We start from the raw sequence: 20,877 nt of genomic DNA on the forward strand, positions 1-20,877 counted from the left end.
CGTCATTGGGGGCCTGGGGCGGCTACCAGCCCCGGGCTTTCCACTCCGGCAGGGAGGGGCGCTCGGCGCCCAAGGTGGTGTCCTTGCCGTGGCCCGGGTAGACCCAGGTGTCGTCGGGCAGGCGGTCGAAGATGCGCTCGACCACGTCGTTGTAGAGCTGGGTGAAGCGCTCCGGGTCCTTCCAGGTGTTGCCGACACCGCCGGGGAACAGCGAGTCGCCGGTGAACAGGTGCCACCCCGCCTCCCCGGCGTCGTAGAGCAGGGCGATCGAGCCCGGCGTGTGCCCGCGCAGGTGGATGACCTCCAGGCTGACCGGGCCGACGGTGACGGTGTCGCCGTTTTCCACCAGGCGGTCCACCGGCAGCGGCAGGGGATCGGCGTCGAGCGGGTGGGCGATCACCTGGGCGCCGGTGACCTTCGTCACCTGCGGCAGCGCCTGCCAGTGGTCTCCGTGCTGGTGGGTCGTGACGATCGAGCCGATCGGCTGGTCGGCTATCAGGGCGAGCAGCCGGTCGGGCTCGGCCGCCGCGTCGATGAGCAGCCCTTCGCCGGTCTCGGTGGAACGCAGCAGGTAGGCGTTGTTGTCATACGGCCCCACGGCGAGCTTGCGGATGGTGAGTCCGGGCAGCTCGCGGACGTCGGCGGGGCCGCCGACCTGGACGTCACCTGTGTAGGTCATGGATAGTCCTTCGGGGGCGTCGTGGGCAGATCGGCCGGGGCGGGCATCGTCAGCCACGGCGGCGGCTCCGGAAGAGCGCCGGCCTCCGCCTCCGGCGTGAACGACTGTCTCATGGGGACCAGCGTAACGCCCTCACCGTGTGATCTTCCGGTGAGCCATGCCAGCAGGTCGGCCGGGTTTCCCGCGACGACGGGCCCCGTGCCGAGGTCGCGCCACCGGCCGGCGACCTCGGCCGGCGGGTGCGTGAGCACGATCTCGCTCACCGTGCTGCGGGTGTGCGGCCAGCAGGCGCGGCAGTCGTGGAGTTCGCGCCGGACGAACGGCTCCGGCCAGTCCGCGGGGCCGTATCCGGCGTCGAGGTCCACGTGGTGCAGGCCGATCTCGCGTAGCCGGCGTACCAGGCCGGATGCACGGGTGGGCGGAGCCCCTCCACCGGCGCCGACCAGGCGTGCTCGGGCAGGTCGCGGATGGCGGCGGCCAGGCGGGCGGCGCTGTCCGTCAGGTCGGCCAGGTGCCGGGCGGCCGGCTGGGCGGCCGTGGCCTCGACGGCGGCGGCCCTGGCCGCGTACGAGGCGTACTGGGGGTTCTGATGCCGGTTCTGGCCCAGGTCAGGAGGTTGAGGTGGGAGCCGGCGTTCTGGGCGACGTGGCTGAGCACGTGGCCCCGCGTCCAGCCGGGCAGGCGGGAGGGGGCGGCGATGTCGGCGTCGGACAGGGTGGCGGCCGTGGCCAGGAGCCGGTTGGTGGCGGAGGCGAGCTCGGCCCGCAGCTCGGGTAGGACGCTCATATATGGATATTTCCCTATTTGGGGCCTGCAACAGGAGGTGGGCATAAAGCCGCAGGCCAGCTGGTTCCCTGGGGAAGGGCGCCTACCTGGGTGGCAGATGGCCGTAACCTGTGGGGGACGGATTTTCGGGGGCCGCAAGGCCGGCCACCGAAATTGTCGGAGCCCCCGTCTACCATCCCCCGTGGACCTATCCGCCTTTCGACTTCCGGGATCGCCGTGGCAGACCGCTTGGTCGTGCGTGGAGCACGAGAACACAACCTCAAGGACGTCTCGCTGGACCTGCCGCGAGACTCGCTGATCGTCTTCACCGGCCTGTCCGGCTCCGGCAAGTCGAGTCTGGCCTTCGACACGATCTTCGCTGAGGGCCAGCGGCGCTACGTGGAGTCGCTTTCGGCCTACGCGCGCCAGTTCCTCGGGCAGATGGACAAGCCCGACGTCGACTTCATCGAGGGCCTGTCGCCCGCGGTGTCCATCGACCAGAAGGCCACCAGCAAAAACCCCCGCTCGACCGTCGGCACCATCACCGAGGTCTACGACTACCTGCGCCTGCTGTGGGCACGCATCGGCAAGCCGCACTGCCCGGTGTGCGCGCGGCCGATCGCCAGGCAGACGCCACAGCAGATCGTCGACCGGGTGATGGACCTGGAGGAGGGCACCCGCTTCCAGGTGCTGGCGCCGGTGGTGCGCGGGCGCAAGGGCGAATACGCCGAGTTGTTCCGCGAGATGCAGACCAAGGGGTTCGCCCGGGCCCGGGTCGACGGCACCGTCGTGCGGCTGGAGGACCCGCCGACGCTGAAGAAGTACGAGAAGCACGACATCGAGGTCATCGTCGACCGCCTGTCGGTCAAGGACTCGGCGCGGCGCCGGCTCACCGACTCGGTCGAGACCGCGTTGCAGCTCTCCGGCGGCACGATCACGCTGGAGTTCGTCGACCTGCCCGAGACCGACCCCAACCGCGAGCGCTTCTACTCCGAGCACCTCTACTGCCCCTACGACGACCTGTCGTTCGAGGAGCTGGAGCCGCGCTCGTTCTCGTTCAACTCGCCGTTCGGGGCCTGCCCCGAGTGCACCGGCCTGGGCACCAAGATGGAGGTCGACCCGGACCTGGTGGTGCCCGACCCCGAGCGCACGCTCGGCGACGGCGCGATCCACCCCTGGTCGGGCGGCCACACCAGCGAATACTTCGTCAGGCTGATCGAGGCGCTCGGCCACGCGGTCGGGTTCACGCTCGCCACGCCGTGGGAGAAACTGCCGAAGAAGGCGCAGAAGTCCCTGCTGTACGGCCACGACGAGCAGGTGCACGTGCGCTACAGCAACCGTTTCGGCAGGCAGCGCTCCTACTACACCAACTACGACGGGGTCATCCCCTGGGTGCAGCGCCGGCACGCGGAGGCGGAGAGCGACGCGGCCCGGGAGCGGTTCGAGGGCTACATGCGGGAGATCCCGTGCCCCGCCTGCAAGGGGGCCAGGCTCAAGCCGGTCACCCTGGCCGTGACGGTCGCCGGAAAGTCGATCGCCGAGGTGTCGCACATGTCGATCGGCGAGTGCGCGAAGTTCCTGGCCGCGCTCAAGCTGTCCGACCGCGACATGCAGATCGCCGAGCGGGTGGTCAAGGAGATCAACGCCCGCCTGGGGTTCCTGCTCGACGTCGGCCTCGACTACCTGAGCATGGACCGCGCGGCGGCGACGCTGGCGGGCGGCGAGGCGCAGCGGATCAGGCTGGCCACGCAGATCGGCTCCGGCCTGGTCGGCGTCCTGTATGTGCTGGACGAGCCGTCCATCGGCCTGCACCAGCGCGACAACATGCGGCTGCTGGACACGCTGATCCGGCTGCGCGACATGGGCAACACGCTGATCGTGGTCGAGCACGACGAGGACACCATCGCGGCCGCCGACTGGGTGGTCGACATCGGGCCCGGCGCCGGTGAGCACGGCGGCCAGGTCGTCGTGTCCGGCACCGTGCAGGACCTGCTGACCAACGAGGATTCGCTGACCGGGCAATACCTGTCCGGGCGCAGGAGCATCGCCGTCCCCGCCAAGCGCCGCAAGCGCGACAAGAAACGGCAGATCACGGTCAAGGGGGCGAGGCAGCACAACCTGCAGGGGGTCGACATCGACTTCCCGCTGGGCGTGTTCACGGCGGTCACCGGGGTGTCCGGGTCAGGGAAGTCCACGCTGGTCAACGACATCCTCTACAGCGCGCTGGCCAAGGAGCTCAACGGGGCGCGCACGGTGCCGGGGCGGCATTCGCGGATCAACGGCATGGACCAGGTGGACAAGGTCGTCCACGTCGACCAGTCGCCCATCGGGCGGACCCCGCGCTCCAACCCGGCCACCTACACCGGGGTCTTCGACCACGTACGCAAGCTGTTCGCGGCGACGTCCGAGGCGAAGGTGCGCGGCTACCAGCCGGGGCGGTTCAGTTTCAACGTCAAGGGCGGGCGCTGCGAGGCGTGCGCCGGCGACGGCACCATCAAGATCGAGATGAACTTCCTGCCCGACGTCTACGTCCCCTGCGAGGTCTGCCAGGGCGCCCGTTACAACCGGGAGACGCTGGAGGTCCACTACAAGGGCAAGACCATCGCCGAGGTGCTCGACATGCCGATCGAGGAGGCCCTGGGCTTCTTCGAGGCGATCCCGGCGATCAAGCGGCACCTGCAGACGCTCAACGATGTGGGGCTCGGATACGTACGGCTGGGGCAGCCCGCCACCACGTTGTCGGGCGGTGAGGCGCAGCGCGTGAAGCTGGCCTCCGAGCTGCAGCGGCGGCAGACGGGGCGGACGATCTACGTGCTCGACGAGCCGACCACCGGGCTGCACTTCGAGGACATCCGGCGGTTGCTGGGGGTGCTCGGGCGGCTGGTGGACAGCGGTAACACGGTGATCGTCATCGAGCACAACCTCGACGTCATCAAGACCGCTGACTGGATCATCGACATGGGGCCCGAGGGTGGGTCCCGGGGCGGGACGCTCGTCGCCAACGGGACACCGGAAGAGGTGGCGCTGGTGGAGGGGAGCCACACGGGGCGGTTCCTGCGGAAGATCCTGGCGTTCTGAGCGTTGTGAGGTCTGCGCGTTCTGAGGCCTGAGAGGTACACCCCCGCGCTGGGCGGGCGTGGGGGTGGCGGCCCGTCGGGTGAGGTGGGTGGCGGGCCGCTCGGCGGGGTTTCTGGAGCGCCTCGGGTGGCGGTGGTCAGCGGGTGGCGCGGCTGGCGGCGGTCAGCGGGGCCGCGCGGCGGCGGCGCTTGGCGGCCTCGCCGCGCTCGAGCCACCACTCCGCCACCAGCAGCGGCAGGACCCAGCCCAGCCAGGCGCCCATCGCCGACACCGTGGAGGTCATCAGGGCCTGGTCGCCATGGAACGTCGTGTCCAGCTGCGGCGACAGCGTGATCATGAACACGACACCCCAGAGGCGGTTGGTGATGATCGACATGGTCAGGGCGAAGCTGCGCACCATCCAGCGGCGGTGGTCGACGAACCTGCGCTGCCTGGCCATCCGCCAGCCCGCCAGCGTGCAGCCCAGCCAGAGAAGCGCCAGCATGACGTCGCTGATCATCGTGACCGGGCCGAACGGGGTGGCCGCACCCACCACCAGGCCCATCAGGCCGGCGGGGAGGCAGCCGCCGAAGACGTACACGCGGCCGATCATGCGGTGGGCCCGCGGATAACGCTGGCGGAACCACGGCCAGATCTGCAGGCAGCACGTGATCATCGCGATCGAGCCGAAGACGACGTGCAGGGAGAGCATCACGAAGTGCGGCGGGAAGAAGTCGGGGGCGGGCACCCGTGACTGGGCCGGATCCATCGACAGGTATGGCGGCAACGAGAACGCGATGAAAACGGCGGCCACCACCGCCAGCGGCGCGATCCACGGGCGACGCCACCATCGAGGGCCGGTTCGGCCTCGGGCCGGCCGGTCCGGGGAGGCTGGGGGAGGGGTGACGGAGGCAGGGGTCGTCGCAGAAGTCATGATCGTAGCCTGGGGTGCGCCGCTGACCGTCCACGCACCATGCGCTGACGGGCGTGACGCCGCGCCGTGCGACGGCGTTGCGAACGGTCAGCGGGACGGCGGGTTCGCCGGGGCTGTCGGGCGGTGTACCCGATCGGGGGACCGAGGGGTGGCGGTCATAAAGTTGGGGGTGTGGCAGTGGCTTGACCTGCAGGGGGTCAGCGGCGACGTGGAGGGTCGGCAACACGATGACGGTGACGGAGCGGGGCGGAGCCATGCCCGGAGACGGATCGTACGGGCGGCGCGAGATGCTGGGGGCGGCCGGGGTCGCGGTGTGCGGGGTGGCGCTGGCGGGATGCGGCACGGATGATGCCAAGGCTCGGCCGAACATCAAGGGCAAGGTCATCGCCAAGGTGGCCGACGTGCCCGTGGGCGGCGGGAAGCTGGTCGAGGACCTGAATGTCGTGGTGACGCAGCCCACGCAGGGTGTCTACAAGGCGTTCAGCGCGACCTGCACGCACAAGGGCTGCAAGGTCGGCACGCCGAAGGACAACGTGATCCGCTGTCCTTGTCACGGCAGCGAGTTCGCCGCCGACAGTGGCAAGCCCACCAAGGGGCCCGCCACCGCGCCGCTGGCTTCGTTCCAGGTCAAGGCGGAAGGCGACGGCATCGTGGTCGTCTGAGCAGGCCAATGGGTAATTGTGCGTAGTCACCCCGATTGGGTGCGGGCAGGCTGAACCGGCGCGAGGGCGCCGGCCGTACCTGAAGTAAGCACCACATTGGGAGGACGTACGATGACGGAAACAACGCGCCGGGCGATGATGCTCAGTGCCGGAGGCACCGGGCTCGCAGCGATTCTGACGGCGTGCGCGAGTTACGGCGTGCCGACGACGGACGTGGCCGTGGAGAGCCCGGCGGCGGCGGAGGAAGAGACGGCGTCGTCCGACGCTCCGAAGAAGAAGGCCGCGAAGAAGGCGCTGGCCGACACCGCGGACATCCCCTCGGGCGGCGGCAAGGTCTTCGAAGGGCAGAAGATCGTGGTCACGCAGCCGACGGACGGGGAGTTCAAGGCGTTCACGGCCATTTGCACCCATCAGGGTTGTACGGTCGCCAGCGTCTCGAACGGGACCATCAACTGCCCGTGCCACGGCAGCAAGTTCTCGATCGAGGACGGATCCGTCGCCAACGGGCCCGCGAGCGAACCGCTCGAGGAGAAGAAGATCACCGTGGACGGTGACAAGATCAGACTGGCTTAGCCCGCACTTCATGAAGGTTTGCTTAGCCCGCGTCTCATGAATTTCTCACCTGGGTGCGGTTGGGTGAGTCGCATGGGAGATGACCTTCAGAGCCGCCGAGTGATGATCGCGAGCGTGGGAGCGGGTGGCCTGGCGCTGGCGATCTCGGCTTGTGGCGGCGGGACCGACACCGCACAGCCGGCCGGCAGCGCCCCGGCATCCAGCCCGGCATCCAGCCCGGCGTCGAGCGCTCCTGCGTCCAGCGTGCCGGAGGCGGGTGGCGCGGCACTGGCCAAGACCGCCGACATCCCGGTCGGCGGAGGTGCGGTCTTCAAGGATCAGAAGATCGTGGTCACGCAGCCGACGGACGGAGAGTTCAAGGCGTTCACCGCTGTCTGCACTCATCAGGGCTGCACGGTCGCCGACGTCGCGGACGGGACGATCAACTGTCCCTGTCACGGCAGCAAGTTCAACATCGCCGATGGGGCGGTCGCGAACGGGCCGGCCGACAAGCCGCTGGCGGAGCAGCAGATCAAGGTGGACGGAGACCAGATCACACTGGCCTGAGCCTGAGCCCGGGGATCGAGCCCGGGGCTGGGGCTGGGTCTGAGCCCGAGTCAGGGTGGAGCCGGCCGTAGCGTGATCCGGTCATGCCGGGCCCTTGCCGGCGCAGCATGGCCGGATCGCTCGGTTTGGGCAGGAGGGTGTGGTCGCGTCGAGGTTGGTATCTGGCTGGGGAGGTGGGCCGGCGCGCGGTACGGGGCGGTGGAGGTCGGCCGTCGTGCCGGATTGAGAGGCCCATCATGCCGGGGAAGTTGTGGCGGGCCGGCTTGTCGGTGGGGGCTACTAGGCTTTGGGCGTGGGGAGATCAGCAGGTAACACCTTGAGTTTCCGGCCCAAGCCGGGGTCGATTCCCGAGTCTCCGGGGGTCTACCGGTTCCGCGACGCGCACGGCCGGGTGATCTACGTGGGCAAGGCCAAGAGCCTGCGTCAGCGGCTCAACTCCTACTTCGCCGATTTCGCCGCGCTGCACCCGCGCACCCGGTCCATGCTCGACACCGCCGCCGACGTCGACTGGACCGTGGTCGGCACCGAGGTCGAGGCGCTGCAGCTCGAATACTCCTGGATCAAGGAGTTCGACCCGCGCTTCAACGTGAAATACCGCGACGACAAGTCCTATCCCTATCTCGCGGTCACCATGGGCGAGGACTTCCCGCGGGTGCAGGTCCTGCGCGGCGCCAAACGCAAGGGCACCCGCTATTTCGGGCCCTATTCGCACGCGTGGGCCATTCGGGAGACCGTTGACCTGCTGTTGCGGGTGTTTCCGGTGCGTACGTGCAGCGCGGGGGTGTTCAAGCGGGCGGGGCAGATCGGCCGGCCGTGCCTGCTCGGCTACATCGACAAGTGCTCGGCGCCGTGCGTCGGCCGGGTCACCCCGGAGGAGCACCGCGCGCTGGCCGAGGACTTCTGCGACTTCATGGCGGGCAACACCAGCCGGTTCATCAGGCGGCTGGAAAAGGAGATGCGCGAGGCCGCCGGCGAGCAGGAATACGAGCGGGCGGCCCGGCTCCGTGACGATGTCCAGGCCCTGCAGCGTGCCCTGGAGAAGCAGGCGGTCGTGCTCGGCGAGGCCACCGACGCCGACGTGATCGCGCTGGCCGAGGATCCGCTCGAAGCCGCCGTACAGGTCTTCTACGTGCGCGGCGGCCGCATCCGCGGGCAGCGCGGCTGGGTGGTCGACAAGGTCGAGGAGACCTCGCCCGGCGCCCTGGTCGAGCAGTTCCTGCTGCAGATCTACGCCGAGGCCAGCCCCGAGTCGATGCCCCGCGAGGTGCTCGTCGGCGCGCTGCCGCCCGACAGTGAGGCGGTCGCCGAACTGCTGACCGAGCAGCGCCAGGCCCGCGTCGAGGTGCGCGTGCCACAGCGCGGCGACAAGAAGGCGCTGATGGAGACCGTCGAGCGCAACGCCAAGGAGTCGCTGGCACAGCACAAGATCCGCCGCGCCAGCGACCTGACCACCCGCAGCAGGGCGCTGCAGGAGATCGCTGACGCCCTCGACCTCGACCAGGCGCCGCTGCGCATCGAGTGTTACGACGTCTCCCACCTGCAGGGCGAGAATGTGGTGGCCTCGATGGTGGTGTTCGAGGACGGCCTGGCCCGCAAGAGCGAATACCGGCGCTTCGCCGTCAAGACCAAGGAGGGCGACGTCGCCTCGATCCACGAGGTGATCCTCCGCCGGTTCCGCCGCTACCTGGAAGAACGTTCCGCCACCGGCGAACTCGCCCCCGACGACGATGCCGCCAGCGGGCCGATCGACCCCGAGACGGGCAAACCACGTAAGTTCGCCTACCCCCCCAACCTCGTCGTGGTCGACGGCGCGGGGCCGCAGGCGGCGGCGGCGCAGCGGGCGCTCGACGAGCTCGGCATCGACGACGTGGCGGTGTGCGGGCTGGCCAAGCGGCTGGAGGAGGTCTGGCTGCCGGGCGACGACCAGCCAGTGATCATGCCACGTTCAAGCGAGGGCCTCTACCTGCTGCAACGCGTGCGAGACGAAGCACACAGGTTCGCCATCACCTACCATCGATCCAAGAGGTCGAAGACGGTGAAGGAGAGCGCGCTCGACAACGTGCCCGGCCTCGGCCCGGCACGCAGGCAGGCGTTGCTCAAGCACTTCGGTTCCGTGAAAAAACTGCGCGAGGCCACTGCCGCGGAGATCTGCGAGGTCCCCGGCATCGGTCCGTCCATAGCCGAGGTCATCGTGTCGACGCTGAAGGGAGAGGCACCTTGATCTCGCCAGGAGGCCCGGGGAGGGCACTGAAATGAACACCAGTGAGGCGGCCGAGCCGGGCGGGCAGAGCGAGACGACGAGCAGCGAGCGGGCGTTCGTCATCGTCACCGGCATGTCCGGAGCGGGGCGGAGCACCGCCGCCAAGGCGCTGGAGGACCTGGGTTGGTTCGTCATCGACAACCTGCCACCCGGGCTGCTGTTCGCCATGGCGGAGGAGGCGGGCAAGGTCAAGCTGGCCGCCGACAAGGTGGCCGCCGTCGTCGACGTACGCAGCCTGGCCTTCACCACCGACCTCAACGCCGCCATCGAGGAGCTCGAGGCGCGCGGCGTGCGGGTGCGGGTGGTGTTCCTGGAGGCCAGCGACGAGGAGTTGGTGCGCAGGTTCGAGAATGTCCGCAGGCCGCACCCGCTGCAGGGCGAGGGCCGCCTGGTCGACGGGATCACCCGCGAGCGGGGGATTCTGCGCGAAGTACGCGCCAACGCCGATCTTGTGATCGACACCTCGTCCCACAACGTGCATGATCTACGTAACAAGATCGTCGCGTACTTCGGTGGGGAGGACCGGCCGGGATTGCGGGTCAACGTGGTGTCGTTCGGGTTCAAATACGGGCTGCCGGTGGATGCGGACCTCGTGGTCGACTGCCGGTTCCTGCCCAATCCGCACTGGGTGCCCGAACTGCGGCCGATGAACGGGCTCGACGCCCAGGTCCGCGACTACGTGCTCGGACAGCCGGGGGCCAAGGAGTTCCTCGACGCCTATGAGGAGGTCCTGCGGGTGGTCGCCGCCGGATACGCGCGCGAGGGCAAGAGCTATGCGACGCTCGCGGTGGGCTGCACGGGCGGCAAGCACCGCAGCGTGGCCATGGCCGAGCAGGTCGCCGCCCGATTGCGCGACCGCGAAATGGAGGTCCAGGTGAGTCACCGGGATGTGGGGCGGGAGTGACGGATGAGCACTTCTCGGCATCGGCGTCGGCGCATCCGCTAAACGACGGCCCACCCGGCGCACGACTGCATCATGGCGGGTCGTCCGTTGAACAGGCGCGTCTTGAGGGGTCGTACCTGTTGGATGGGGGGATCGGGCCGCGTGTGGTGGCGCTGGGTGGCGGGCATGGGCTGTTCGCCTCGCTGTCCGCCTTACGAGTCGTCACCGACCGGCTGACCGCCGTGGTGACCGTCGCCGACGACGGCGGGTCCAGCGGGCGGCTACGGCGCGAGCTCGGCGTGCTGCCGCCGGGCGACCTGCGCATGGCGCTGGCCGCGCTGTGCGGTGACGACGAGTGGGGCAGCACCTGGAGCGAGGTCGTGCAGCACCGCTTCCGCAGCGAGGGCGAGCTGCACGGGCACGCCGTCGGCAACCTGCTGATCGTGGCGCTGTGGGAGTTGCTCGGCGACCCCGTGACCGGGCTCGACTGGGTCGGGCGGCTGCTCGGCGCGCACGGGCGGGTGCTGCCGATGGCCTCGGTGCCGCTCGACATCGTGGCCGAGGTGGAGCTCGACGGCGTCATCTCGATCGTGCGCGGGCAGGTCGCCTGCGCGCTGACGCCCGGCCGGGTGCAGGCGATCTCGCTGGTGCCCGAGGACCCGCCGGCGCGGCCCGAGGCGGTCGCGGCGGTGCTGGACGCCGACTGGGTGGTGTTCGGCCCGGGGTCGTGGTTCACCAGCGTGCTGCCTCACCTCAAGGTGCCCGAACTGGCCCGGGCCCTCCATGAGACCAAGGCCAAGCGGCTCGTCACCCTCAATCTGGCGCCCCAGCCGGGCGAGACCGACGATTTCTCCCCCCAGCAACACCTGGAGGTGCTCCGGCAGCACGCTCCTGATCTGGCCATCGACGTCATACTCGCCGACACCGGGATCGTCGACGATCCCGGAGCCCTGGAGAAGGCGGCGGCGGCGCTCGGCGCGCGGCTCGTCATGGCGGACGTGGCCGCCGCCGACGGCTCGCCCAAGCATGACCCACGACGTCTTGCCTCCGTCCTGGACGAGATTTTCCTCCAGAAGCGTTGATCCTGGTCGGCGTGGCGCGAAGGTGCGAGAGACTGACGTGAGCCGGTCTGAATGGGGGAGAGGACTTACGCATGGCCATGACAGGTGTGGTGAAAGACGAGCTGAGCCGCCTGCCGGTGCTGAAGCCGTGCTGCCGCAAGGCGGAGGTTTCGACGCTGCTGCGGTTCGCCAGCGGTCTGCACCTGGTGGGCGGCCGGATCGTGATCGAGGCCGAGCTCGACACCAACGCCACCGCACGGCGACTGATCAAGGACATCGGCGAGGTGTTCGGGCACAAGGCGGAGGTGCTGGTGCTCGCGCCCGCAGGGCTGCGCAAGGGCTCGCGCTACGTCGTACGGGTCTACCGTGACGGCGAGGCGCTGGCCCGTCAGACGGGCCTGATCGACAACCACGGCCGCCCGGTGCGCGGGCTGCCCCGCCAGGTGGTGGCGGGGGCCGCCTGCGACGCGGAGGCGGCCTGGCGCGGGGCGTTCCTGGCGCACGGGTCGCTGACCGAGCCGGGGCGGTCGATGTCGCTCGAGGTCACCTGCCCGGGGCCGGAGGCGGCGCTGGCCCTGGTGGGCTCGGCGCGGCGGCTCAAGATCCACGCCAAGGCGCGTGAGGTGCGCGGCGTCGACCGGGTCGTGGTGCGCGACGGCGACGCGATCAGCGCGCTGCTCACCCGGCTCGGGGCGCACGACAGCGTGCTGGCCTGGGAGGAGCGGCGGATGCGCCGCGAGGTGCGGGCCACCGCCAACCGGCTGGCCAACTTCGACGACGCCAACCTGCGGCGTTCGGCTCGTGCCGCGGTGGCGGCGGGAGCGCGGGTGCAGCGCGCCCTGGAGATCCTCGGGGAGGAGGCGCCCGAGCATCTGGTGGTGGCCGGGCGGTTGCGGGTGGAGCACAAGCAGGCATCGCTGGAGGAGCTGGGGCAGATCGCCGATCCGCCGCTGACCAAGGACGCCATCGCGGGGCGCATCCGGCGGCTGCTCGCCATGGCCGACAAGCGGGCCTCCGACCTGGGCATCCCCAACACCGAGGCCAACCTCACCGTGGACATGCTGGCTCCTTGATCGGCGGTTCCTCGAGGGCTGATCGCCGATGGCGGGCAACCGTTTCTGGTGCCGGCGCGTGATCGCCGATGGCTGGCGACGGTTTCGTGGTGCTGTCAAAACCTGTCTTTTACGGCAGGGCACGGTGGGCCGCACGCGCCGACGTGGGTGGCCGTCCGTCCTGGCCGGTCGTGAAGGCTCACGGGGCGCTCGCCGTGACGAGCGCACTGTGGGCCGGGTGTTCCGTGACTCGTTGACCACAGAGGCATCGGACCGGTGGCGCCATCCGGACCTGGGAGCGCCGGGTTTGGGCGGGGGTGGGCGCGGCGATGGGTGGGGTATGGCCAGTTGGTGATGTTGGCCGCGCCCCGCCGTGGGCTAGTCGCGGGCGGGTCTGCGGGGGGTGAAGAGATCGGTCTTCGGTGGTTGGGCGGGCTCGAAGGGGGCCCGGTATTCGGGATCTGGGGGCTCCGGGTCGGCCGGGGGTGACTGGGTGCGGCGTACGCGGGCCACGCGGAGCGTGAGCAGGACCAGCGCCGCCAGGGCGGCCACCGCGATGTAGAGCCAGGCCGCCCAGGTCTCGGTCAGGGGAGCCTGGTAGCGGGACAGGGCGGTGGGGAGGCCCTCGGTGAAGTTGGGCACCGTGACATCGGTCAGCTCGGCCGGGGCGCGCTGGGTGGGTGGGGTGCGCAGGGCCGTGCCGGTCATGATCGACGAGCCGGCGATCTGGCCCGCGATCACGGCGCCGCCCGCGTACAGCGCCGACAGGGGAGGAAGGACGATGCTGCGCGGGCGTACCGCGCCCATCGCGAACGCGATCACCAGGGCGATCACGAGAGACAGCGCGAGGGAGAGGGGCAGGCCGTTGCCGAACGACGTGGCGGCACCCGGCAGGCGGTCCTGGAACAGGACCGCAGCCCCCAGCGCGGCCGCGCAGATGAGCGCGGCGAGCAAGCCTACGAGTAGTCCGGGAAGCAAGCCGGACCTGTTATGCGACATCTCAGCCCCCAGAGATTTGCTTGAACTTACTACGACGAGTCGGGCACTTTACTCGAATCGGGCAAAACGTGTCTCGTGAACTGTCATTCACAGCACGGGGCCGAAGTGGTCTAAACCAATTCAGGTCCGATAAGGTTCGTGGTTGAGGTTTCAGCCCGCGATCTGGTAACGAGGGGATCGGTTCCTGTGAGCATCCGCGTAGGCGTCAACGGCTTCGGCCGCATCGGCCGCAACTTCTGGCGCGCTGTCGCCGCCAGTGGCAAGGACATCGAGATCGTCGCGGTCAACGACCTGACCGACACGGCGACGCTCGCGCACCTGCTGAAGTACGACAGCATCCTGGGCCGCCTCCCTTACGAGGTGAAGGCAGCGAGCGATGAGATCACCGTCGACGGCAAGGCCATCAAGGTCTTCGCCGAGCGCGACCCGGGCAAGCTGCCCTGGGGTGACCTCGGCGTCGACGTGGTCCTGGAGTCCACCGGCCTGTTCACCGACGCCACCAAGGCCAAGGTGCACGCCGAGAACGGCGCCAAGAAGGTCATCATCTCCGCCCCGGCGAAGAACGAGGACGTCACCATCGTGATGGGCGTCAACGAGGGCGCCTACGACCCGTCCAGCCACACGATCGTCTCCAACGCCTCCTGCACCACCAACTGCCTGGCGCCGATGGCCAAGGTCCTGCACGACACCTTCACCATCGAAAAGGGCCTGATGACCACCATCCACGCCTACACGCAGGACCAGAACCTGCAGGACGGCCCGCACAAGGACATGCGCCGCGCCCGCGCCGCCGCCCTCAACGTGGTGCCCACCTCCACCGGCGCGGCCAAGGCCATCGGCCTGGTGCTGCCCGAACTCAAGGGCAAGCTCGACGGCTTCGCCATGCGTGTGCCGATCCCCACCGGCTCGGCCACCGACCTCACCGTCGACGTCAGCCGCGAGGTCACCGTCGAGGAGGTCAACGCCGCCGTCAAGGCCGCCGCCGAGGGCCCGCTCAAGGGCATCCTCAGCTACACCGAGGACGAGATCGTCTCCTCCGACATCGTCACCGACCCGGCCTCCTGCATCTTCGACGCCGGCCTCACCAAGGTCATCGGCAACCAGGTCAAGGTCGTCGGCTGGTACGACAACGAGTGGGGCTACTCCAACCGCCTGGCCGACCTGATCCAGTTGGTGGGCCGCGACCTCTGATGCAGCCATGCATTGAGCGGACAACGCACCGGCTGACTTCTCGGGGCGCGTGCCCCGCCGAAACAGGAGCATGAGCATGCGCACGCTCGACGATCTTGACGTGAAGGGCCGGCGCGTGCTCGTGCGCGCCGACCTCAACGTCCCGCTTGACGGGGAGACGATCACCGACGACGGCCGCATCCGGGCGTCGGTGCCGACGATCAAGGCGCTGATCGACAAGGGCGCCAAGGTCGTCGTCTGCGCCCACCTGGGCCGGCCCAAGGGCGAGGCCAATCCGAAATACTCGCTCAAGCCGGTGGCCCGGCGCCTGGGCGAGCTGCTCGGCCAGGACGTGTCCGGCGCCGCCGACGTGGTCGGCGACAGTGCCCGTGACACCGTGGACTCCCTGCAGGACGGCCAGGTGGCCCTGCTGGAAAACCTGCGCTTCGAGCCGGGCGAGGAGTCCAAGGACGACGCCGTGCGCGGCGCCTTCGCGCGGCGGCTGGCCGGGCTGGCCGAGCTCTACGTGGGTGACGGCTTCGGCGCGGTGCACCGCCGCCACGCCAGCGTCTACGACGTGCCCAAGCTGCTGCCGCACGCGGCGGGCGGGCTGGTCGTGGCCGAGGTCGAGGTGCTGAAAAGGCTGACCGAGGAGACCGAGCGGCCCTACGTCGTGGTGCTGGGCGGCGCCAAGGTCTCCGACAAGCTCGGCGTCATCGCCAACCTGCTGACCAGGGTGGACAGACTCCTGATCGGCGGCGGCATGGCCTACACCTTCCTGAAGGCTCAGGGGCACGAGGTCGGCAAGTCGCTGCTCCAGGAGGACCAGCTCGACCAGGTGCGCGGCTTCCTCGCCGAGGCGGTGCGGCGGGGCGTGGAGCTCGTGCTGCCCGTGGACGTGCTGGCGGCGGTCACGTTCGCCGCCGACGCCGAGCACGAGGTGGTCGAGGCGACCGCGATCCCGGCCGACCGGGAGGGGCTCGACATCGGGCCCAGGACGCGCGAGCTGTTCGCGACCAAGCTGGCCGACGCCAAGACCGTGTTCTGGAACGGGCCCATGGGCGTGTTCGAGTTCGACGCGTTCTCCGGCGGCACCAGGGCGGTGGCCGAGGCGCTGATCTCGCAGACCGCCGACGGGGGAGCCTTCACCGTGGTCGGCGGCGGCGACTCGGCGGCCGCCGTACGGAAGCTGGGGCTCTCCGAAGACGGTTTCTCGCACATTTCCACCGGTGGCGGGGCCAGCCTCGAATACCTTGAGGGCAAGACCCTGCCTGGACTCGCGGCGCTGGAGGAGTGAAGTGGGCACGGAGCGGATCCGACGCGGAAGACCGAGGGACGAGGCGTTCCGTGGCACGAGCGAGGAGTGGTGAGCGACCAGTGAGCACCCGCAAGCCGCTCATCGCCGGCAACTGGAAGATGAACCTCAACCACCTTGAGGCCATCGCGCTGGTGCAGAAGCTCGCCTTCGCGCTCAACGACAAGGACTTCGACAAGGTGGACGTGGCGGTCCTGCCGCCGTTCACCGACCTGCGCAGCGTCCAGACGCTGGTCGACGGCGACCGGCTCAGGATCGCCTACGGCGCCCAGGACCTCTCCCAGCACGACGCCGGTGCTTACACCGGTGAGATATCGGGCGTCATGCTGGCCAAGCTCGACTGCACCTACGTAGTGGTCGGCCACTCCGAGCGCCGGCAATACCACGGCGAGGACGACGATCTGGTCAACGCCAAGGTGCAGGCCGCCGTGCGCAACTCCCTGACCCCGATCCTGTGCGTGGGTGAGGGGCTGCTGGTGCGTCAAGCGGACGGACACATCGCGCACTGTCTTGGACAACTCGACGGCGCGCTGCGCAAAATCACCGCCGAGCAGGCAAAATCGATTGTAGTGGCCTACGAGCCGGTGTGGGCGATCGGCACCGGCGAAGTGGCCACCCCCGAGGACGCCCAGGAGGTCTGTGGGGCACTGCGAGCCAGACTCGCCGAGCTCTACGACGCCGAAGTGGCCTCGGCGGTCCGTATCCTTTACGGAGGCTCGGTGAAGTCAGGCAATATCGCAGGGATCATGGCTCAACCCGATGTGGATGGCGCGCTCGTGGGCGGTGCCAGTATCGACGCCGGGGAGTTCACCAAGATCTGCCGTTTCTCCGATATGCCCGGCTAACTGAGTCGTTCTGGGGGTGCGACTTGACAACAGGCCGTACCCTCAGAAGGCAAGTCTGAATCGTCACGCGTAACAGAGCATTGAAGGAACAGGCATACCGTGGAAATCGGAATCTCCATCGCCCTCATCCTGGCGAGCGGTCTCATGATCCTGCTCGTGCTGCTCCACAAGGGCAAGGGTGGCGGCCTGTCTGACATGTTCGGCGGCGGATTCTCGTCGAACTTCGGTGGTTCCTCGGTGGTGGAGCGCAACCTCGACCGGCTGACCGTCATCACGGGCACCGTCTGGTTCGTCTGCATCATCGCTCTCGGCCTTCTCATGAGGCCCTGAGCAAACAAGTTAACGCGTGACAGTGATTCTCCCCCCGTGTCCGTACGCGGGGCGATCTAGCGAGGAGTTCATCCGTGGGTAGTGGCAACGCGATCCGTGGCAGCCGTGTCGGCGCCGGCCCGATGGGGGAGGCCGAGCGCGGCGAGGCAGCTCCGAGAGTGCGGGTCTCGTTCTGGTGCGCCAACATGCACGAGACGCGCCCCAGTTTCGCCAGTGACGCGGCGGTCCCCGAGCTGTGGGACTGCCCGCGCTGCGGCCTCCCAGCCGGACAGGACGAGGAGGCCCCGCCTGCCCCGCCTAAGAACGAGCCGTACAAGACGCACCTGGCTTACGTGAAGGAGCGCAGGAGCGACAAAGACGGCAAGGCGATCCTCGAGGAGGCACTGGAGCGCCTGCGCAACAACAAGTCCCCCTGGTAGTTCGGAAGTCGGCCAAGGGTCCCGGGTGCTCGTCTCCGGGGCCCTTCGCCGTGCCTGGGGCCGTTCCGGGCGCGTCTTCGCGGGTGGGGCCTTACCAGGTGCGCGGATCGAAGGGTCCGGCGAAGGGTGCCGGCCGGGCGTGTCGCCGGTATGGACGGTGCCGCCACGGAGGGTGGCGGCGGTGCGGACGGTGGCGGCGTGTCGGCCGGTCCAGGGCCGGGTGGGCCCAGGGGGAGTCAGGGGCGTTCGTGGACTGGGTTGCCGTCTATGAAGGTCATGCGTACCTGGGTTGTCCAGATTTCGGCCGGTGGTAGGTCGAACGGATTGCGGTCCAGTACTGCCAGGTCGGCTGGGCGGCCGGGCTCGATGGTGCCGGCCGGCGAGTGGTTGATCCAGGCCGAGCCCGCCGTGTACGCGGTCATGGCCGTGGTCAGGTCGATGCGCTGGCCGGGCAGGAACGGGGTCTGCGCGGTCGGGTAGCCGGCGTGCACCGAGCCGCCCGGCTCCGTGCGGTTGACCGCGACGTGCATGCCCTGCAGCGGGTCCGCGCTGGAGACCGGCCAGTCGCTGCCCGCGCAGCAGCGGGTGCCGTGCGCCAGCAGGTCCGCGAAGGGATACTGCCACGACGAGCGCGGCTCGCCCAGGAACGGCAGCGTCAGCTCGTCCATCTGCGCGTGGTGCGTGGCCCACAGCGGCTGCAGGTTGGCCGTGACGCCCAGCGCGGCGAAGCGCGGCACGTCGGAGGGTTCGATGATCTGCAGGTGGGCGATGTGGTGGCGGTTGGCCGGATCGGTGCCCTCGAAGCTGTCCAGGGCCTCGCGTACGGCCCGCTCGCCGATGGCGTGGAAGTGCACCTGGAAGCCGAGCCGGTCGAGCTCGGCCACGTACTGCTTGAGCTTGGCGGGATCCACGTACGACAGGCCCGTGCCGCCGCACAGGCAGTAGGGCTCCAGCGTGGCGGCGGTGAAGTTCTCCGTGATGCCGTCCTGCATGATCTTGACGGATCCGGCGCGGAAGCGGTCCAGGCCCTCGGCGGCGGCCCGGCGCGCGATCAGGTCGTCGATCTGGTCCGACCCCCGGGTCCGGTCCCACCACAGGGCGCCCACCACGCGCGCCCGCAGGCTGCCCGAGCGGGCCGCCGCCAGGTAGGTGGGCAACTGGTCGTCCGAGCCCGCGTACGAGCCCACGATGGCGTCCTGCCACCCGGTGATGCCCAGGGAGAACAGGTGGGCCTGGGCGTCTGCCAGGGCGTCCAGGAGGTCCTGCGGGGTCGGGCGGGGGGTGAGCAGGCCGACGAGGTCCATCGCGCCCTCGTGCAGCACGCCGGTCGCGGCGCCGGTGGCGTCGCGCTCGATCCTGCCGTCGGCCGGGTCGGGGGTGTCCCTGGTGATGCCGGCCCGTTCGAGGGCGCGGGTGTTGACCCAGGCGGCGTGGTGGTCGCGCTGGATCAGGTAGGCGGGCCGGTCGAGGAAGTCGAGGTGGTCACGATGGGGGAGGCCGTCAGGAAAGGCGGACATGTCCCAGCCACCGCCATCTATCCACTCTTTATCGCGATTTTTCGCGGCATAGTCGGCGATCTTCGCCAGATATGCATCTAGGCCGAAATCCTCTGACAAATCGCACTTTGCGCGTTCCAATCCCGCCTGAACCGGATGCACATGCGCGTCCACGAACCCCGGCGCCAGCAAACCCCCGTTCAGGTCCACCGTCTCGTGCGGCAGGCGCGCGAGCTCGCGCTCCGGCCCCACCTCCGCGATCACGCCGTCCCGGACGAGCACGGCCTCGGCCAGGACACCTTTCGGGGTGAAGACGTGCCCTCCCCGGAAGAGGATGTTCATCGGGGCCTCTCTTTCTGCGGTCGCTCGCCGCCGGCGTGATCTCGCGGGCGGATCCTTCCGTTAAAGTGTGCCGGTGATCGAGGAGCTGCTGCCTGCGGGGGTGCGCGCGGCCGAGGTCTTCGACGACGAGCTGCCCGTCGAGCTGTTTCCCGAGGAGGCGGCGCTGATGGCCGGCTCCTCGGAGCGGCGGCGCAGGCAGTTCGCCAGCGTGCGGGGGTGCGCGCGCCGGGCGCTCGGTGAGCTGGGCGTGGCGCCGGTGCCGTTGCTGCGCGGGAAGAACGGCGCCCCCCGGTGGCCGGAGGGCGTGGTGGGCAGCATGACGCACTGCCGGGGCTATCGCGCGGCCGTGGTGGCGAGGGCGGAGCACCTGGCGGCGGTCGGCATCGACGCCGAGCCCGCGCTGCCGCTCCCCGAGGGCGTGCTCGGCCTCGTCACCGGCCCCGAGGAGCGCGACATGCTGGCGCGGCTCCCGGGCCGGGCCCCGCTGGACCGGGTGCTGTTCTGCGCCAAGGAGGCCCTCTACAAGGCGTGGTTCCCGCTCACGCAGACGTGGGCCGGTTTCAGGGACGCGGCCGTCGAGATCGAGCCCGGGGGCGGTTTCGCCGCCCGCATGCTGCTCGACGCCTCCGGCCGCGCTCCCGAGGTCTTCCGTGGCCGGTGGTCGGTGCGTGAGGGACTGATCCTCACCGTCGTGACGGTGGCGCGTTGAGCGTGGTGCTCCCCCCTGGCGACAGCCGGGCGTGGAGCGCTGTGGCGACCTCGGTGAGCCGGTCCTGGGGGAAGAAGTGGCCGCCCGCGAACTCGACCAGCTCGAAGCCCGCCCTCGTGTAACGGCTCCACTCCCGGCCGAGGGCGGGCGTGGCCAGGCGGTCCTCGGTGCCGTGCCAGGCCACCAGGTCGACCGGCAGCGGGCCGGCGTCCAGGTCGGGGTGATAGCCCGCGATGAGCCGCAGGTCCGCGCGGAGCGAGGGCGTGAACAGATGGCGCAGCGGGCTCGTACGCAGCATCGGGTGGACCGCGCCCATCCGGGCCAGCGCGTCGAGCATGGCGTCGTCGTCCAGCGCGAGCAGCGGGGCGAACACCGCCGCCGAGGAGTGGTGCGGCGGCCGTGATCCCACCACCAGCACGAAGTCCGGCCGGGGCAGGCTCCCGTCCAGGCCGACACGGGCGGCGATCTCGTACGCCAGCAGGCCGCCCAGGCTGTGGCCGACCAGCGCGTACGGCTGCCCGGATGCGACCTCCGGGGCCAGCTCGGCGGCCAGGCCGAGGAGCGAGCCGTCGCCCCGCCCGCGCCGGTCGATCACGTGGACCGGCAGCCCCAGCCGATCCCGCCAGGCCCGGAACGAGGCCGCCGAGCCACCGGCCGGCGGGAAGCACACCAGCTTCATCGAACCTCCTTGAACGTGGAGACCCAGGTTCGTGACCTTGGGGAGGAAACGCGGTACGTGCCCTGCTTTCGTGCCGGGAGATCTGAAATCTCCCGGCTTCG

Annotated in this window: 21 protein-coding genes; 14 read left to right on the forward strand and 7 right to left on the reverse strand. The window is 69.7% G+C overall.

Annotation, left to right across the window (positions count from 1 at the left end):
- Nucleotides 1-22: 22 nt before the first annotated feature.
- The 3 genes from ABGB18_RS17860 to ABGB18_RS17870 all read right to left on the reverse strand — a co-directional run bounded on the left by ABGB18_RS17860 (nt 23) and on the right by ABGB18_RS17870 (nt 1,465).
- Nucleotides 23-679 carry an MBL fold metallo-hydrolase gene (locus ABGB18_RS17860; protein WP_347696633.1) on the reverse strand — a complete coding sequence of 219 codons (657 nt, stop codon included), beginning with the start codon at nt 677-679 and terminating at the stop codon, nt 23-25.
- On the reverse strand, nt 676-1,044 hold the full coding sequence (locus ABGB18_RS17865; protein ID WP_347696634.1) for a hypothetical protein: 369 nt from the start codon (nt 1,042-1,044) through the stop codon (nt 676-678). Before ABGB18_RS17865 ends, ABGB18_RS17860 begins: the two co-directional genes overlap by 4 nt.
- Nucleotides 1,045-1,177: 133 nt before the next feature.
- Nucleotides 1,178-1,465 (reverse strand): maleylpyruvate isomerase N-terminal domain-containing protein, encoded by a 288-nt coding sequence (locus ABGB18_RS17870; RefSeq protein ID WP_347696635.1) that lies wholly within the window; start codon nt 1,463-1,465, stop codon nt 1,178-1,180.
- 216 nt (nt 1,466-1,681) lie between these two features.
- Between ABGB18_RS17870 and uvrA the strand changes: the two genes are divergently transcribed.
- Entirely contained in the window at nt 1,682-4,522 is a 2,841-nt protein-coding gene (gene uvrA, locus ABGB18_RS17875; protein WP_347696636.1) for an excinuclease ABC subunit UvrA, read from the forward strand.
- Between the two features lie 136 nt (nt 4,523-4,658).
- On the opposite strand, the gene ABGB18_RS17880 is transcribed toward uvrA, so the two are convergent.
- Nucleotides 4,659-5,315 (reverse strand): DUF2306 domain-containing protein, encoded by a 657-nt coding sequence (locus ABGB18_RS17880; protein WP_347696637.1) that lies wholly within the window; start codon nt 5,313-5,315, stop codon nt 4,659-4,661.
- Between the two features lie 374 nt (nt 5,316-5,689).
- Here ABGB18_RS17880 and ABGB18_RS17885 point away from each other — a divergent pair, with 374 nt between their 5' ends.
- The 7 genes from ABGB18_RS17885 to whiA all read left to right on the forward strand — a co-directional run bounded on the left by ABGB18_RS17885 (nt 5,690) and on the right by whiA (nt 12,493).
- Nucleotides 5,690-6,097 (forward strand): Rieske (2Fe-2S) protein, encoded by a 408-nt coding sequence (locus ABGB18_RS17885; protein ID WP_347696638.1) that lies wholly within the window; start codon nt 5,690-5,692, stop codon nt 6,095-6,097.
- Nucleotides 6,098-6,208: 111 nt separating this feature from the next.
- Complete coding sequence (locus tag ABGB18_RS17890) at nt 6,209-6,670, forward strand: Rieske (2Fe-2S) protein (RefSeq protein WP_347696639.1); 462 nt, start codon at nt 6,209-6,211, stop codon at nt 6,668-6,670.
- Nucleotides 6,671-6,742: 72 nt separating this feature from the next.
- Nucleotides 6,743-7,216 (forward strand): Rieske (2Fe-2S) protein, encoded by a 474-nt coding sequence (locus ABGB18_RS17895; RefSeq protein ID WP_347696640.1) that lies wholly within the window; start codon nt 6,743-6,745, stop codon nt 7,214-7,216.
- Between the two features lie 292 nt (nt 7,217-7,508).
- The gene (gene uvrC / locus ABGB18_RS17900; protein ID WP_347696641.1) at nt 7,509-9,437 is read left to right on the forward strand and encodes an excinuclease ABC subunit UvrC; all 1,929 of its coding nucleotides are present in this window, start codon (nt 7,509-7,511) and stop codon (nt 9,435-9,437) included.
- Nucleotides 9,438-9,468: 31 nt separating this feature from the next.
- Nucleotides 9,469-10,380, forward strand: coding sequence for an RNase adapter RapZ (rapZ, locus tag ABGB18_RS17905; RefSeq protein WP_347696642.1), 912 nt, complete (start codon nt 9,469-9,471; stop codon nt 10,378-10,380).
- A gap of 116 nt (nt 10,381-10,496) precedes the next feature.
- Nucleotides 10,497-11,441: a uridine diphosphate-N-acetylglucosamine-binding protein YvcK gene (gene yvcK / locus ABGB18_RS17910; RefSeq protein WP_347696949.1), complete on the forward strand. Its 945-nt coding sequence runs from the start codon at nt 10,497-10,499 to the stop codon at nt 11,439-11,441.
- Nucleotides 11,442-11,512: 71 nt separating this feature from the next.
- Nucleotides 11,513-12,493, forward strand: coding sequence for a DNA-binding protein WhiA (whiA, locus tag ABGB18_RS17915; protein ID WP_185103354.1), 981 nt, complete (start codon nt 11,513-11,515; stop codon nt 12,491-12,493).
- A gap of 357 nt (nt 12,494-12,850) precedes the next feature.
- Here whiA and ABGB18_RS17920 read toward each other — a convergent pair whose 3' ends face one another.
- Nucleotides 12,851-13,426, reverse strand: coding sequence for a hypothetical protein (locus tag ABGB18_RS17920; RefSeq protein ID WP_347696643.1), 576 nt, complete (start codon nt 13,424-13,426; stop codon nt 12,851-12,853).
- A gap of 231 nt (nt 13,427-13,657) precedes the next feature.
- Here ABGB18_RS17920 and gap point away from each other — a divergent pair, with 231 nt between their 5' ends.
- The 5 genes from gap to ABGB18_RS17945 all read left to right on the forward strand — a co-directional run bounded on the left by gap (nt 13,658) and on the right by ABGB18_RS17945 (nt 17,550).
- Nucleotides 13,658-14,662 (forward strand): type I glyceraldehyde-3-phosphate dehydrogenase, encoded by a 1,005-nt coding sequence (gene gap / locus ABGB18_RS17925; protein WP_347696644.1) that lies wholly within the window; start codon nt 13,658-13,660, stop codon nt 14,660-14,662.
- Between the two features lie 76 nt (nt 14,663-14,738).
- On the forward strand, nt 14,739-15,938 hold the full coding sequence (locus ABGB18_RS17930; RefSeq protein ID WP_347696645.1) for a phosphoglycerate kinase: 1,200 nt from the start codon (nt 14,739-14,741) through the stop codon (nt 15,936-15,938).
- 80 nt (nt 15,939-16,018) lie between these two features.
- Nucleotides 16,019-16,801 (forward strand): triose-phosphate isomerase, encoded by a 783-nt coding sequence (gene tpiA / locus ABGB18_RS17935; protein WP_347696646.1) that lies wholly within the window; start codon nt 16,019-16,021, stop codon nt 16,799-16,801.
- 99 nt (nt 16,802-16,900) lie between these two features.
- Entirely contained in the window at nt 16,901-17,131 is a 231-nt protein-coding gene (secG, locus tag ABGB18_RS17940) for a preprotein translocase subunit SecG (RefSeq protein WP_090942947.1), read from the forward strand.
- Nucleotides 17,132-17,205: 74 nt separating this feature from the next.
- Complete coding sequence (locus ABGB18_RS17945; RefSeq protein ID WP_090942943.1) at nt 17,206-17,550, forward strand: RNA polymerase-binding protein RbpA; 345 nt, start codon at nt 17,206-17,208, stop codon at nt 17,548-17,550.
- A 236-nt stretch (nt 17,551-17,786) separates the two neighbouring features.
- Here the strand turns inward: ABGB18_RS17945 and ABGB18_RS17950 are convergent, their stop codons facing one another.
- Nucleotides 17,787-19,388 carry an amidohydrolase gene (locus ABGB18_RS17950; RefSeq protein ID WP_347696647.1) on the reverse strand — a complete coding sequence of 534 codons (1,602 nt, stop codon included), beginning with the start codon at nt 19,386-19,388 and terminating at the stop codon, nt 17,787-17,789.
- Nucleotides 19,389-19,461: 73 nt separating this feature from the next.
- On the opposite strand from ABGB18_RS17950, the gene ABGB18_RS17955 reads away from it, so the two are divergent.
- Nucleotides 19,462-20,097, forward strand: a complete 636-nt coding sequence (locus ABGB18_RS17955; RefSeq protein ID WP_347696648.1) for a 4'-phosphopantetheinyl transferase superfamily protein — start codon at nt 19,462-19,464, stop codon at nt 20,095-20,097.
- On the opposite strand, the gene ABGB18_RS17960 is transcribed toward ABGB18_RS17955, so the two are convergent.
- Entirely contained in the window at nt 20,072-20,776 is a 705-nt protein-coding gene (locus tag ABGB18_RS17960) for an alpha/beta fold hydrolase (RefSeq protein WP_347696649.1), read from the reverse strand. The two genes, ABGB18_RS17955 and ABGB18_RS17960, sit on opposite strands and share 26 nt — an antisense overlap.
- Nucleotides 20,777-20,877: the final 101 nt, after the last annotated feature.

Origin of the sequence: Nonomuraea sp. B12E4 (assembly GCF_039871825.1) — a bacterium.
Taxonomy (GTDB): Bacteria; Actinomycetota; Actinomycetes; order Streptosporangiales; family Streptosporangiaceae; genus Nonomuraea.